Raw genomic sequence first — 13,291 nt, forward strand, 5'->3', positions numbered from 1 at the left:
CCATAATTAGCGAAGCAGCAGCGCCAACCAAGGCGCTGCCAGCGAGCCGAGCACAAGGGTTGCCGTCCACCAGAACCAGCGCCGTTGCCGTGCCAGTGCGCGGCGTTGGACCGCTGCCCCGTTCACCACGTAGGGCGGCACCAAATAGAGGCGAGTGAGCGCGAAGCCGAGGGAGAGCAAGGTCAAACCGACCAGCAAGGGACGATAAGGCGAAACCTGGGCCAAGCTCAGCGCCCAGGCACTGCTGCCCACTCCCAACGCCATAAATACGACTGGCGCATAGCAGCACACCGAGGCTCCCATCCCGGCCAGCAGGCTGGCAAGCAACGCGCGGGTAACCGTGATGACAACCATGGCAATTGTCTGGCGATTACGGACCTATCTACTCTAAATCCTGTATCCAGGTACGGATTCAAGAGGCTGTTATGACTGAGCGGCTGAACGAGCCCCTTGAAACACAGGACACCGTTTCCCCCTTACCATAAGGGATAGGCAAACGACTGTGTTTATGACTACCAGCAAAGACAAGACCATCGAAGTGCTCGGCCAGGAGCGGCGGCGCCGCTGGAGCGTCGAGGAGAAACTGGCTATGGTGCGCGAGAGCCTGGAGCCCGGACAAAGTGTCTCGGTGGTGGCCCGGCGCAACGGCATCAATCCCAACCAGCTGTTCCATTGGCGCAAGCTCTACCAGGACGGCAGCCTGTCGGCGGTCAGTGCCGGTGAAGCGGTGGTGCCTGCTTCCGAGCTGGCCGATGCCCTTAAGCAGATCCGCGAACTGCAACGGATGCTGGGCAAGAAAACCATGGAAGCCGAGATACTCAAGGAAGCGGTGGAGATCGCCCGCTCGCGAAAATGGATTGCGCACTCACCCTTGTTGCCGGGGGACGACCAGTGAAAGCGGTCAGTGAGAGTCTCGGTGTGGCGCGCTCGCAATTGACGGCTCGACTCAAACAGCCTGTTCCGGGGCTGCAGCCGCGTCGTCGCCGGACGCTCAACGATGCGGCCCTGGTCGAGCAGATCAAGCAGGCCGTCGGCACGTTGCCCAGCTACGGCTATCGCCGGGTCTGGGGTCTGTTGCGTCGGCAGCATGAGCAGCAGGCCCAGCCACCGGTCAATGTGAAGCGGGTTTACCGCGTCATGCGTGACCACGATCTGTTGCTAGAGCGGCGGCGTAAACAGCCGGGTGTAGCGCGGCGTCACGAAGGTCGTGTTGCCGTGGACACGAGCAACACCCGCTGGTGTTCGGATGGATTCGAGTTCCGCTGCGAGGACGGCGAAAAACTGCGCGTGACCTTCGCCTTGGACTGCTGCGACCGCGAGGCCATCAGTTGGGTAGCCAGCCCAAACGGCTACAGTGGCGACGATGTCCGCGACGTGATGCTGGAAGCCATCGAGCAACGCTTCGGTAGCGAGCTGCCGGCGTCGCCGGTGCAATGGCTGAGCGATAACGGCTCGGCCTATACCGCCGAACAGACCCGGGCCTTTGCCCGACAGATCGGTTTGCTGCCCCTGACAACCCCGGTGTGCAGCCCGCAGAGCAACGGCATGGCGGAGAGCTTCGTGAAGACAATGAAGCGCGACTACATCCGCCACATGCCCAAGCCCGATCGGGCGACGGCCCTGCGCAACCTGGCCATCGCCTTCGAGCATTACAACGAGGAACATCCGCACAGCGCACTGAACTACCGCTCGCCTCGCGAGTTCAGGCGCTTGGCTGAGGCATCAACTTAACGGGGTGCCGGTGTCCGGTTTGATAGGGGCAAGTCCAGCGGCTGAGTATTGGCCAGTTGGCGGCGATGGCAGATGTTGGGGTTGAAACAGTCCGCTACTACCAGCGTCAGGGCCTCTTGGAACAACCAATCAAAGCGCTGGGTGGTCAGCGGCGCTATGCGCCAGACCATGTCAAACGGCTGCTCTTCATCAAGCGAGCCCAGGCACTGGGGTTCACCCTGGCAGAAATCAGGGGGCTCCTCCAGTTGGCCGACGGTAGCTGTTGTCCGGAGGTTCGGTCCCTGGCTGTTCGCAAGGTACAGTTCATCGAAGCGAAACTGGCCGTCCTGACAGCGATGCATCAAGCCCTGAATGAGCTGATTCACGAGTGTGATGCAAATACCAGTGATACGCGCTGCCCGATCATCGATCTGCTGGACCAGGATTGATTGCAAGTATTAGGCAAGGTGGCCGGAAGCCCCCCGGAACCCCGGAAAGCTTCAGAGGTTCCCGGGGTGACGGGCGCCGCTCAGGCACCGCCGCGATCATCTCCGGGCTCGCCCGTCGCCCGCCCGCCGTGATCATCGCCGACATCATGGTCGGCCCCATCATCGGCTCCATGACCCACGCCGTGGGCTTCGCCTACGTCATGCCCTGGGCCATCGTCGGCACTATGCCCCACACCATGTGGTCCACCTGCCTCATGACTAGCACCGTGATCGTCGCCACGCCCGCTGTGCGCGCCGCCGTGACCACTGTCGCTACCGCGCCCCGCGCCATCCCCGCCATGGCTCGAACCGTCGTGGCCACCACCATCACCGCTATGGCCACCGCCGCTGCCATTTCCTCCATGGCCACCACCTCCACCGTGGCCACCCCCACCCCCACCCCCACCCCCACTACCACCGTCCTTGGCATACACACTGGAGAAGCTCGAAATGGAGTCGGGCACTAGCACGGTTGCTGCGGATAAGGCGCCACCGATTGCCAGCGCCAACAAGCATTGTTTTACAAGCATGGTTAATCTCCGTTTCGGTTCGTCTCGATACGCCCCCAGGCTTGGGGCGAGCTATGCGACAACCAGCACGAGATTCGTGTCCATATGAGGAGAAGTGTCTCTATCTCAGATCGATATCTCGACCAGGGCCTCTCCACCGGGTGGGACTGACAGGACGTAACCAGGACGGCCGTGACAAATCATCCAGCTGGCTGCGGTATGCATTGATGTCACCGACCGCACCGCCGGCGGGACGGACACCTGAAAAGGCACTGATTTGCAATCCAAGCAGGCCTTCCAGGCGACCGAAGCTCCGCCGGCCAGGTACCGGGAACTAAGCAACTGCCATACCACCGGCGCTACCCCAGGACAGAATGGCTTTGGGAGGAGGTACCGAGGCGTTCACCTGCGCAGTCCGAAAGTGAAGCCCCCGTTTCTGTGGGGGATATTCCCCAGCATTGGGTGATTCTCGAAGCGTTCCAGTTCAAGGAGGGCGGTACCAGGTAGCACTGGGCCCGGCATCGTTGTGCGCAGCATTGGGCGGACTGAACCGCCCCATTGCTGCCTCTCGCGACCAGTCGCTCTGAATGAAGAAAGGGTACAGTTCTATTTTCTCTGCTCTGAACGGCCGCTTGTGGCCGATTCTGTTGAAAAAGGCGGTTCTGCGGCAGCCAGCCGGCCAGGTGTGTCAGCTTTCGAAGTGGCTGCAAACCACTCCAAGTTGTCTTTCGGTCTTTCACTGAGCATCCGGGCTCAGGTTTGCGGGTTATTTCGAGGGTTTCTGCTCGCCGCAGGCGCACCTATCCCGTGATCGGTGGCCCGTGAGGCATGAGCTTGGCCATGCGTCGCAGGTTTTGCACCGTCGCGGCCAAGGTGAATTCGTCAGCAGCACCTGTCAGGCCACGCAGTCGTAAACGGTCGAGTTTCATGATGCGTTTGAGGTGGGCGAAAAGCATCCCCACCTTCTTCCGTACGCAACGAGAGACGAGGTATTCCGGTGTCTTGGCGATGCGTCGCGCTACGTCGCGGGCAGCTTCATGGATGCTGCGAACGATCTTGCGGTTCGGCGTGCTGGGACAGCACTTCGCTTTCAGTGGGCAGGTGGCGCAGTCGGCTTGGCTGGAGCGGTAGATGATGGTGTTGGCCTTGGTCACCCGTGTTCTCTGTTGGGTGAAGGCGCGCCATTCACTGCGTAGTGGTTTGCCGGTTGGGCAACGGTATTCATTGGCCTCCTGATTCCAGTGAAAGTCGTTGCTGGAGAGGCTGTCGTCCTTGCACTCGGTCTTGTCCCACACCGGCACATGCGGCTCGATGTCCTTCTCCTCGACCATCCAGGCCAGCATCGGGGCCGTGCCATAGGCGGTATCGCCGATCAGGCGTTCCGGTGTGAGGTCGAACTGCGCTTCGACGCGCTCCACCATCGTCCTGGTCGACTCGACTTCGACGGTCCGATGCGCCGGGGTGGCTTCCACATTCAGGATCACGCCGTGCTGGGTGTCGATCAGGTAGTTGGTAGCGTAGGCAAAGTAAGCCGGGCCACCTGGCGCGGCGGTCCACCTCGCCTGCGGATCGGTGAGCGAAATTTTCTTGGGCAGAGCTTCGGCCAGCACTTCCTCATCGAGGGCTTCGAGGTACTCGCGCACGGCGCGGGTACTGAGCGCCGGATCACGCCAGTCCACCTCATCTCCCGCCACCCCACGTTGCCGGCTGGCATCCGCCTTGATGATGCTGGCGTCGACGGCGAAGCCTTCACCCTTGACCAGGCCGGCCGCCATGCAGCGCCGCAGCACTTCATTGAACAACCAGCGGAACAGGCCGCTGTCACGGAAGCGGCCGTGGCGATTCTTCGAGAAGGTCGAGTGATTGGGTACTTCGTCCTCCAGACCCAGCCGGCAGAACCAGCGGTAGGCCAGGTTCAGATGCACCTCTTCGCACAACCGTCGCTCGGAACGGATGCCGTAGCAGTAGCCAACGACCAGCATGCGCACCATCAACTCCGGATCAATCGAGGGGCGTCCGATGGGGCTGTAGAAGTCGGCCAAGTGAGCACGTAGGTCGCTGAGATCCAGGCACTGATCGATGCTGCGCAGGAGGTGTTGGGGCGGGACGTGCTCTTCCAGATTGAACGAGTAGAACAGGCGTGCCTGTCCTCCCGGTAACCGTCCCATCATACTGCCTGCCCCCACGCTCACTGAGCGAGTGATTTTGCCGGCGGCATGGGGCGGCAGCTACTTTTTCAACAGAATCGGCCAGAATCAGACGGTCGATTTATGTCCAATCTGTGGCACGAGCAGGCAATTCTGCCGCCCAGTTCGCCCAACTCACGCCACTATTATTTCTTCGGGCTTCTCGGTCCATGCTCGCTCGTTGAACCGTAGCCACCTTCTCTGGCTGCTTCATTCTCTTCCGCCTGCAAATTGCTTCCTTTAAGCGACCGCCGCTAACGCAGAGTTCGCCCGAAGCTGGCACTGGGAAGTGGTCTGTCCCCAGAGTTGGGGTGGGCACTCGCGCACTCTCGGGCCTCAACTCCCGCTTTCCTCCAAACATTCAACCTGCGTCGGCGAGGCGAAGTGAAAGCCGCGCCCGTTATCGACGGTCCGCATTTCGCTATTACCTGGACTAACCATGGCGCCGAACGCCGAATTGACTAACCGTCATGGACGCTCTCCTTTGAGCTTTCCGCATTCCTCATTGATCCGGCGCACCGCTTGCATAGATCACGACAGCATTGTCTTGGCTCGTACGAGTCGGTTTGCAGGGAATAGACGTAGGTGGTCCGACGTCGACAAAAGACACTCACCTTCAAGGACACATCCATGGATAAAGAAACCTTGATCCTGCTGGATGAAATGGTGGAACGCGCCGCCACCAGTCTCGATGCCGGCCGCATTGCGAAAGAGAGCATCAGGCTTAAAAAACCTACCCGTGAGCGGATTCAACTTGCGGGGGAGACGCTGGTGGAGCGGGCAGCGGATCTATACCCGGAACTGGATGCCTATGTCTCATCCAGCACAGAAGGCACCATCACCCTCGTGCTGAGGGCTCGAACCAAGCACTGACTCGCGACAGCACTCCCGTATCGATCCCTTGTTCCGGGTTCGGGAAAGTGGCGGATCAGACTTAAGTCGTAATTTGACGTTTGACGTCGCGAAGCCGCCCGAAACGGACTAGTGCATTAACTATGGGTAGCGCAAGTCAGGCGCACCAGGAGCGTACAGTGGACAACTCCCTCGCATTGGCGGAACTGCGCCGCTTGTCCTTGCATGTCGCAGCGGCACATATCGCTATGGTCGCATTCCTGGAAGAGGCAATCGTGCCGTGGTCAGACGATCAGGTAATGGAGTTCGAATGCCTCTGTGCGACGGAGTCTGCCGCACTCGCCGAGTACCATAGTTTTCTTGGAGATAGCGGCAATAACCGTTTGGCCCTACTGCCAAGCCCTGCCGCCCGACTGGCCTAACAACTCGGCCTGGCATAAATCGGCCGCGAGTTTCGACCTAGGACGTCTCCTGTCGCCAATTTGTCCCGCATTTCTCGTCTCGCGGAGCTGCCTGCCAGTTCAGCTTATCGAGGTGCCCTTTGCAGTTGACGTACTGCTGCCCCACTACCTCATCTATCCAGCCAAACTGCTCGATGATCCGAGCATTCACCCACCCGTTGTACGCAAGAGACAAAACCTGAGCCCGCCATCCATCCTGGTAGCCGTCGACACGATCGAATCGACGCCAGCCCTTCAGGGCATCATCGGAGCCCAGCCAGTACCACTCGCCGTAGTAAGCCTGATCAAACACAGCGAACCTATTCTTCTTCGCCCAGAAGCTCGTCTTGACCTCGGTTCTACATTCCTCGAAGTTGAACAAGCCGCCGTTCTGCTGTGCATCCAGAGCACGATCAATGTGCCGCTGAGCCAACTTTCGAGCCATGCGGCGAACAATCCCATCGAACATCGAATCTGACATGGGCAGGCCCTTTACTCGGGTGGAAGTACAGGGAGGATATCAGGCGGCCAGAGTCTTGCTCGTTGCCGGGTGTACCAGTCAGCCCACCCATCACCTACACATTCGCATGTATATCTGTCAGCTAATCTAAAAGCTGTCCTAGAGAGAGGACAATTGGTCGCGACGGACACACCTCTATCTTTGGCACTCTGGCAACGTGTCCGTTGCGGCCAGTTCAGTATCGCTAAGGCCGTCACGGAAACTTCACCCCTCCCTGAAGTGAATGCTCGCAGCCGTGACGGCCTCTTTTTGTCACCGAAAAACGGTCCAACGCCGTGGTTAAAGCCTCACGGCAAACGCGGTGTCAGTCGACTCTCCTGCGGCACCGGGAACGGGAAACCAAGCACCGGGAACCGGCCGCGTACACGGTTCTGAGCCTGACACTTGTGGGTGCAGTTGGTCGCTGGAGGGGCCACCTCCACCGAATCTTCGCCCAGGACACCGCCCATTCGCCCGCCACTGGCTACCCGCCAAACCGAGACTCCGCCGAACTGACTGACGCGGGTGGCAACCTGGGGACTGTCCCGCCCAACAAACTTGGCCGATACATCATTGGCAAAGTTGCCCCGTGGCGTCACCGGCACCGGGAAGCACTGCGGGGTAAAGTTGGGCGGCGTGCAGAGCGGTAGAGCAGGCGGATTCCTGAAGTTGGGGTTGTCGAAGTAGAACACCCCATCAGCCAGCACATGGGTGAAGTCCGTAGTCAGGCCATCGGCGCGTTCAGGCTCCATCTGGAAGATGCCGCCTTGAGCGCAATCCTTCGCCTGGATTTTCATGCCCACGCCCGGACCATTTCTAGACAGCAGTACGTCGGTACCTTCGATCTCCAGAGTCAGATTCCCGTTCAGCGTCACGCCCTGGAGATCCGGGGTCTTGCTGGCGAAAATCGTGGTCGGGACGCCGCCCGTCATATCCTGCGGATTGGGCGCTCCAGTCAGGGTGTAGTTGCGAACGCCCAGCGTGGCCGAATCCACTTCAAAAACTACAAACTTTCCTCGAACCGTGAAACTGGTGCCCAAACCGCTCGCGGGAACTGTCGTTTCGGTGAGTCCGCTAACAGGCCCGCCCGGAAGCTCGACGGTAAATCCGCCCCCCTCGCAACCCGCATCTTTAGCGGCATAAGCCTGCTGGCCCATCAAGCCCGATGACAATGCTGCAAACGCCAGCAATCCAGCCCTCATCAGGTCAGGCTTCTTTGCGGGGAAAGCTGTCTCTGAGGCAGGTAACTCCAATCGGCTGTTCATGATGTGATCCTCATCCACACAGGGGAACGCCAACCAGTCCATACCTAGTCGCCCGTTGGGAGCGGCCAGCCAACCAGCACGGCCATTACTTGCAGCCTGATGTAGCAACTGCGGTTCCGCACCATCCTTCAAAACCAGTCAGCAGTTTATGTGGGAAAAAATCCCACGCAGTGAGGCTAGTCCCGTCTCAGCGAGATTCAACGACCGAACATCGGCGCTTGCAGCCGCACCTCGTGGAATAGCACCCAAAAAGGAGCACCAGTTGGCCGTACCAGAGCTCTTTGGATGAGTTTCATTTCGGTCGGCGCCAGACGTCGCAAAACGGTCACGGCTCAGGCTTAGCCCGATCCTGCCGGCATGTCAGTGCTTAAAGGTGGCTTATACTTCGATGAATCGGCCAACCCATGCGGTTGGCTGAGCCAAGGGGGCGTGGCCCCCCTTTTTGCAAGCTGCGGATCAGTTGATCACTTCGGGAATGGCTTCTTCGCGTGCGGCCAGGCTCACGCTCCAGTGCCCACCGCTTTCCTGAACAAGCTGCAGCAGGTCGTAGGTCTTGATCATGTCGAGCAGGCCCGAGTGACCGTATGCGCTGGGAGAAAATGCAGGATCAGTTCGCTTGAGGTATTGCCCTAGGGCGCTGAGGGTGACCTTGCCCTCGCTGGTCCTAGCGGCGAGCAAGGACACTGCATCTACAACGAACCGCGGTCTGCGTTTGACCGCAGGCTTTGCGGGATCAGGCTTGGCAGGTTCGGTCTTCGGACCGGCGTCCGGCTTGGCGGTAGGTTTCTCGGACTGCTCTGCGGGCTCTTCGGCGTGCTCATCACGACTCCGCTCGAAGAACTGATCGCTTGCATTCCGAAGTGCGGCAGGTGTCTTGGACTCACCGACAATGCAGACCGTGGCGCCCCGCTCACGAAGCTTACGGCAGAGGTAGGTAAAGTCCGAGTCGCTGGTGACCAAGCAGAAGGTGTCCACCCGATGATCGAAAAGTGCTTCCAGGGCATCGAGCGCCAGCGCGATATCCGAAGTGTTCTTGCCCGCTGCGTACTGGTACTGGAGACATGGCGTGAAGGCCAAGCGCACCAGAGCTTCCTGCTATTTGTTGGCCAGCGTTCCGTGGTTTCCATATCCCCTGCGGATTACCACACGCCCAAACTGGGCAACGACACGCAGCGCGCGTTCCAGAATCATGGGAGTTACGTTGTCGCAATCGACCAGGACCGCGACACGTGTTTCTCCGGCGGGAGTGAATACGCCCAAGTTGCCGCTGGTGATTGGAGTAGTCCGCCAGGAAGCGCAGCACCTCCACGGGCAGACAATCCCGACCATGCGACACTTAGCCTTTTTCCGACCGACCGCTGATCGAGAAGTTAGCGCCCCGCAAATGCCTGCAGGAAATCAGCGCGTTACGGACCCGCGACACCACCGCATATAACCGTGGCCGCCTAGAAGGCGGCTGACTGATACCTACATTTTTATAAAAATCTATTTCGTAAGCCTGGAAAGAACCTTGCCTCCGACTTGGCGGTTTACCGGCCCCCCGCATAGGTGTCTCATGTAAACAGGTAGTGCTCACCTGGGAGGCCACCATGCCGAAGAACGTCACCCAGAAGCTGATCGCATCGCATCTGCTCGAGGGCACGATGCGCGAGGGCGAGTTGATCGCATTGAAGATCGATCAGGCTCTCACCCAGGACGCCACCGGCACCATGGTGATGCTCGAACTTGAGGCAATGGGCCTTGAGCGCACCAAGACAGAAGTTTCGGTGCAGTACGTCGACCACAACCTACTGCAGACCGACTTCAAGAATGCCGACGACCATCTGTTCCTGCAGAGCGCCTGCCGACGCTTCGGCATTTGGTTCAGCCGGCCGGGCAACGGCGTGAGCCACCCAGTGCATATGGAGCACTTCGGCCGTCCGGGACGCACCCTGCTCGGATCGGACAGCCACACCTGCGCGGCCGGCTCGATGGGCATGTTGGCCATTGGCGCCGGCGGGTTGGAAGTGGCGATGGCCATCGCCGGCGAACCCTTCTATGTAAAGATGCCGCGTATCGTCGGTGTCCACCTGAGTGGGCGCCTGCCTGACTGGGTCAGTGCCAAGGACATCATTCTGGAAATGCTGCGTCGCTACGACGTCAGCGGCGGTGTGGGCAAGATCTTCGAATACCACGGCGACGGTTTGGAGTGTCTGGGCGCCATGGACCGTCATGTCATCGCCAACATGGGGGCGGAGCTCGGAGCGACAACCAGCGTGTTTCCTTCCGACAGTGCGGTGAAGGCGTTTCTCACCTCCCGTGGCCGCGAAGCGGACTGGAGCGAGCTGCTCGCCGACCCAGACGCCGCCTATGATGAGGAAGTGGAGATCGATCTCACCAGCCTGGAGCCACTGATCGCCTGCCCCTCCAGTCCTGGTAACGTGGTACCGGTCAGCGAGGTAGCCGGCAAGCCGGTGCATCAATGCGTGGTCGGTTCTTCGGCCAACCCAGGCCTGCGCGACTTCGCCATGGTAGCGATGATGCTCGAACAGCATGGTGTGCACGAGGACGTCTCACTCGACGTCAACCCGACCTCGCGGCAAATCCTCGAGAACCTATCCGCGCTGGGCTATCTGGGTACCCTTATCCATCGCGGCGCACGCATCCACCAGGCCGGCTGCGGTGGCTGTATCGGCATGGGCGAGGCTCCAGCCACTGAGAGCATCAGCTTGCGCACCATGCCGCGCAATTTTCCCGGACGCTCGGGCACGCGAGAAGACAAGGTCTACCTGTGCAGCCCCGAAACCGCTGCCGCCTCGGCCATCACCGGGGTGATCAGCGACCCACGCACCCTCAGCTTCCCCTACCCACGTTTCAAGGAGCCCGAGCACTACATCCTCAATACCGAATCACTCACACCGCCTGCCGAAGATGGCAGGCTGGTCGCCCTGATCAAGGGCCCTAACATCGCCTCCTTGCCCGAATTCGACCCGCTGCCGGACAGCCTATCCGGTCCGGTGCTGATCAAGACCGGCGACAACGTCTCCACCGACGAAATCATGCCGGCGGGCGCCAAGGTACTGCCGCTGCGCAGCAATATTCCGGAGATTTCCCGGTTCACCTTCTACCAGCTCGACTCGAACTACTACGACCGGGCTATAAATCTGAAAGGCAGCGCGTCCTTCATCGTCGGTGGCGACAACTATGGCCAAGGCTCGAGTCGCGAACACGCCGCCCTCGCACCTCGCTATCTCGGCGTGCGCGCCGTGCTGGCCAAGGGCTTCGCGCGTATCCACTGGCAGAACCTGTGCAACTTCGGCATCGTGCCACTGACCTTCGAAAAGGATGCCGACTATGAGCTTATCCAGTCCGGCGATCAGCTCAGCTTTCCGAGCATCCGGGAGGAGATTCAGCAAGGGGAGCTCGTCTCGGTGGTTAACACTACCCGCGGGAGCACCCTCACCTTGCGCCATGCCATGACAGCGAGGCAGGTACACATGATTCTGTTAGGGAGCATCATCAATATGCACAGCAATTCGGATAATGCATGACACCTGCAGTGCAACTGCGGGTGGTTGCTGATCCTGTTCATGCAGCACGCCTCACCCGACAGTGAGAGCTAGGCAAGTGGCTGTCGGTGTCCCGAGCTACCGCCGCAGAGCGGCAAGGGGACACAGCGGTAGCAGTCAGGGCGGCCTCTCGATTACGGCAGCTATGGGCCGCTTTCTGCCTGATGCAACGGGAACTAAAAATCGACATCTGCCGGTCATGTACACCGTGCTCCTATGACCCTCTCCACCAGATGCCGCAGTCAGAACTGTTGCCACACCGCTCTTAATCGCCCTCGAAACGGTCTTTGACCCCTTCCCCACCAATGCCGACCCTCTCGCCCGCGGCACATCGGCGTGCCGAGTGCTTTGTCGGAGAGGTTGGGTTCAGGGATGCAGGCGACGACGGTGCTGTACGGCCAGGTGCTGGTGGTGTTGGCCATTACCCTTTCCGGGATATGGGGTGCCACGCAGTGGACGGCAGCCGCGCTAGGCTATCAGGCACGCTTGGGGGGCGCCCTGGCTCGAGTTGCTGGGCACGCCGATCTATTACCCCTGGCGCCTGTTCGAATGGCGGTTCTTCTTCGATGCCTACGCGCCGGAGGTTTTCAACCTTGGCGGCAGCATCGCTGCGTGCAGCAGCCTGCTGGCATTGATGGTGGCCATCGGCATGGCCATCTGGCGCGCACGCCAGGCTCGGCAGGTCACGACCTACGGGTCGGCGCGCTAGGCCGATACGGATGAGGTACGCCAGGCCGGGCTAACGCGGCCGGCTGGCGTATTCCTTGGCCTGTTCGAGGAGCAGTACCTGCGCCATGAAGGTCCGGAGCACGTGTTGGCGTTTGCGCCGACGCGCTCGGGCAAGGGCGTCGGCCTGGTGGTGCCCACCGCGACGCTAAGACCGGCGAGCAGAAGCAGATCAGCGAAGGCGACCAGGTCTGACCGATGCGCCTGCCTCACCTGTATGCGAGCAAGGCCTGCGCGAAACGAGCGGCGACAAAGGCCTGGCAGCAGATGCACGGCACCGGCACAAAATAGCAACTTGCTATATTCCCCCAAGACCGATACCATTCGTATCGCAAATTGCTATACGGACACGGAATGCACATCATCACGCAGAAACGCATCTGGGAAGCCAAGGAAAAGTGGCCGCATGCAGCCACCGCCCTGGACGCTTGGTACCGCCTGATGAGCAAGCTGGAGCCGAGGGACTTTGCCGACATGAAGCAGACCTTCCCCAGCGTGGACAAAGTGGCGGACAAGCATGTGTTCGACATCGGTGGCAACAAGCTGCGACTCATTGCTGTCGTGGATTACCAGTTCAAGAAGGTCTTCATCCGTGCCGTGCTCGATCACAAAGAGTACGACCGCAACCAATGGAAATGAGGTGCATATGAGCGCACTCCTCAAGCAGGCGGTAGCACACTGGCGTTACGTTGCCCCGCTGCTCACGCCTCCGCAAAACGAGGCGGATTACGACGCCCTGGTCGAAGCGCTCGACGAGCTGCTCGACGAGGTTGCTGGCATCGAGAATCACCCCCTCTCCGCACTGGCTTCGCAAATGGGTGATTTGATCGCCGCCTACGATGCTCACCACTACGCCATTCCCGAGGCCCCGGGGCACGAGGTGCTGCGCTATCTGATGAGCGAGCACAACCTTACTCAGAGCGACCTGCCCGAGATCGGTGCCCAGTCCGTTGTATCGGAAATCCTCAACGGCAAACGCCAACTCAACGTCCGCCACATCCGTGCGCTGGCGGAGCGATTCAAGGTTCCTGCCGACGTGTTTTTCTGACCTCAGACCTGTTCATCCTG

At 60.2% G+C, this 13,291-nt stretch carries 12 protein-coding genes and 2 pseudogenes; 9 read left to right on the forward strand and 5 right to left on the reverse strand.

The window, feature by feature from the left end; translation table 11 throughout:
• Window positions 1-6: 6 nt before the first annotated feature.
• Window positions 7-354 carry a mercuric transporter MerT family protein gene (locus tag PJW05_RS16300; protein ID WP_271408041.1) on the reverse strand — a complete coding sequence of 116 codons (348 nt, stop codon included), beginning with the start codon at window positions 352-354 and terminating at the stop codon, window positions 7-9.
• A gap of 154 nt (window positions 355-508) precedes the next feature.
• Here PJW05_RS16300 and PJW05_RS16305 point away from each other — a divergent pair.
• From PJW05_RS16305 to PJW05_RS26630, 3 genes are all read left to right on the forward strand, one after another.
• A protein-coding gene (locus PJW05_RS16305; protein WP_271408042.1) for an IS3 family transposase occupies window positions 509-1,731 on the forward strand; the annotation gives its coding sequence in 2 pieces (ribosomal slippage) (window positions 509-854 and window positions 854-1,731; 1,224 coding nt in all).
• Window positions 1,732-1,796: 65 nt separating this feature from the next.
• Window positions 1,797-2,159 (forward strand): MerR family DNA-binding protein, encoded by a 363-nt coding sequence (locus PJW05_RS16310; RefSeq protein ID WP_271412240.1) that lies wholly within the window; start codon window positions 1,797-1,799, stop codon window positions 2,157-2,159.
• Between the two features lie 128 nt (window positions 2,160-2,287).
• The gene (locus PJW05_RS26630) at window positions 2,288-2,665 is read left to right on the forward strand and encodes a hypothetical protein (protein ID WP_333908708.1); all 378 of its coding nucleotides are present in this window, start codon (window positions 2,288-2,290) and stop codon (window positions 2,663-2,665) included.
• A gap of 842 nt (window positions 2,666-3,507) precedes the next feature.
• Here the strand turns inward: PJW05_RS26630 and PJW05_RS16320 are convergent.
• A complete protein-coding gene (locus PJW05_RS16320) occupies window positions 3,508-4,878 on the reverse strand; it encodes an IS1182 family transposase (protein WP_271408044.1) in 1,371 nt (456 codons plus the stop codon).
• Between the two features lie 645 nt (window positions 4,879-5,523).
• Here PJW05_RS16320 and PJW05_RS16330 point away from each other — a divergent pair.
• Both PJW05_RS16330 and PJW05_RS16335 read left to right on the forward strand, forming a co-directional pair.
• Window positions 5,524-5,766: a hypothetical protein gene (locus PJW05_RS16330; RefSeq protein WP_271408046.1), complete on the forward strand. Its 243-nt coding sequence runs from the start codon at window positions 5,524-5,526 to the stop codon at window positions 5,764-5,766.
• A 158-nt stretch (window positions 5,767-5,924) separates the two neighbouring features.
• Window positions 5,925-6,167, forward strand: a complete 243-nt coding sequence (locus PJW05_RS16335; protein ID WP_271408047.1) for a hypothetical protein — start codon at window positions 5,925-5,927, stop codon at window positions 6,165-6,167.
• A 37-nt stretch (window positions 6,168-6,204) separates the two neighbouring features.
• Here the strand turns inward: PJW05_RS16335 and PJW05_RS16340 are convergent, their stop codons facing one another.
• The 3 genes and pseudogenes from PJW05_RS16340 to PJW05_RS16350 all read right to left on the reverse strand — a co-directional run bounded on the left by PJW05_RS16340 (window position 6,205) and on the right by PJW05_RS16350 (window position 9,209).
• Window positions 6,205-6,666, reverse strand: a complete 462-nt coding sequence (locus tag PJW05_RS16340) for a hypothetical protein (protein ID WP_271408048.1) — start codon at window positions 6,664-6,666, stop codon at window positions 6,205-6,207.
• A 326-nt stretch (window positions 6,667-6,992) separates the two neighbouring features.
• Entirely contained in the window at window positions 6,993-7,949 is a 957-nt protein-coding gene (locus tag PJW05_RS16345; RefSeq protein ID WP_271408049.1) for a hypothetical protein, read from the reverse strand.
• Between the two features lie 456 nt (window positions 7,950-8,405).
• Window positions 8,406-9,209 (reverse strand): annotated as a pseudogene (locus tag PJW05_RS16350) (NYN domain-containing protein).
• A 329-nt stretch (window positions 9,210-9,538) separates the two neighbouring features.
• On the opposite strand from PJW05_RS16350, the gene PJW05_RS16355 reads away from it, so the two are divergent.
• The 4 genes and pseudogenes from PJW05_RS16355 to PJW05_RS16370 all read left to right on the forward strand — a co-directional run bounded on the left by PJW05_RS16355 (window position 9,539) and on the right by PJW05_RS16370 (window position 13,271).
• Entirely contained in the window at window positions 9,539-11,479 is a 1,941-nt protein-coding gene (locus tag PJW05_RS16355) for an aconitate hydratase (RefSeq protein ID WP_271408050.1), read from the forward strand.
• A 390-nt stretch (window positions 11,480-11,869) separates the two neighbouring features.
• Window positions 11,870-12,386 (forward strand): annotated as a pseudogene (locus PJW05_RS16360) (type IV secretory system conjugative DNA transfer family protein); the annotation flags it as partial.
• Window positions 12,387-12,577: 191 nt separating this feature from the next.
• Window positions 12,578-12,862, forward strand: a complete 285-nt coding sequence (locus PJW05_RS16365) for a type II toxin-antitoxin system HigB family toxin (protein WP_271408051.1) — start codon at window positions 12,578-12,580, stop codon at window positions 12,860-12,862.
• A gap of 7 nt (window positions 12,863-12,869) precedes the next feature.
• Window positions 12,870-13,271 (forward strand): helix-turn-helix domain-containing protein, encoded by a 402-nt coding sequence (locus tag PJW05_RS16370; RefSeq protein WP_271408052.1) that lies wholly within the window; start codon window positions 12,870-12,872, stop codon window positions 13,269-13,271.
• The last annotated feature ends 20 nt before the right edge of the window (window positions 13,272-13,291 follow it).

The organism is Pseudomonas sp. Q1-7 (genome assembly GCF_028010285.1).
In the GTDB taxonomy this organism is placed as follows: domain Bacteria; phylum Pseudomonadota; class Gammaproteobacteria; order Pseudomonadales; family Pseudomonadaceae; genus Metapseudomonas.

Excerpts from the sequence above, each read along its gene's own strand:
- PJW05_RS16340 (WP_271408048.1), bottom strand. The coding sequence starts at position 6,666 with ATGTCAGATTCGATGTTCGATGGGATTGTTCGCCGCATGGCTCGAAAG.
- PJW05_RS16345 (WP_271408049.1), bottom strand. The coding sequence starts at position 7,949 with ATGAACAGCCGATTGGAGTTACCTGCCTCAGAGACAGCTTTCCCCGCA.
- PJW05_RS16310 (WP_271412240.1), top strand. The coding sequence starts at position 1,797 with ATGGCAGATGTTGGGGTTGAAACAGTCCGCTACTACCAGCGTCAGGGC.
- PJW05_RS16370 (WP_271408052.1), top strand. The coding sequence starts at position 12,870 with ATGAGCGCACTCCTCAAGCAGGCGGTAGCACACTGGCGTTACGTTGCC.
- PJW05_RS16330 (WP_271408046.1), top strand. The coding sequence starts at position 5,524 with ATGGATAAAGAAACCTTGATCCTGCTGGATGAAATGGTGGAACGCGCC.
- PJW05_RS16355 (WP_271408050.1), top strand. The coding sequence starts at position 9,539 with ATGCCGAAGAACGTCACCCAGAAGCTGATCGCATCGCATCTGCTCGAG.
- PJW05_RS16300 (WP_271408041.1), bottom strand. The coding sequence starts at position 354 with ATGGTTGTCATCACGGTTACCCGCGCGTTGCTTGCCAGCCTGCTGGCC.
- PJW05_RS16320 (WP_271408044.1), bottom strand. The coding sequence starts at position 4,878 with ATGATGGGACGGTTACCGGGAGGACAGGCACGCCTGTTCTACTCGTTC.
- PJW05_RS16365 (WP_271408051.1), top strand. The coding sequence starts at position 12,578 with ATGCACATCATCACGCAGAAACGCATCTGGGAAGCCAAGGAAAAGTGG.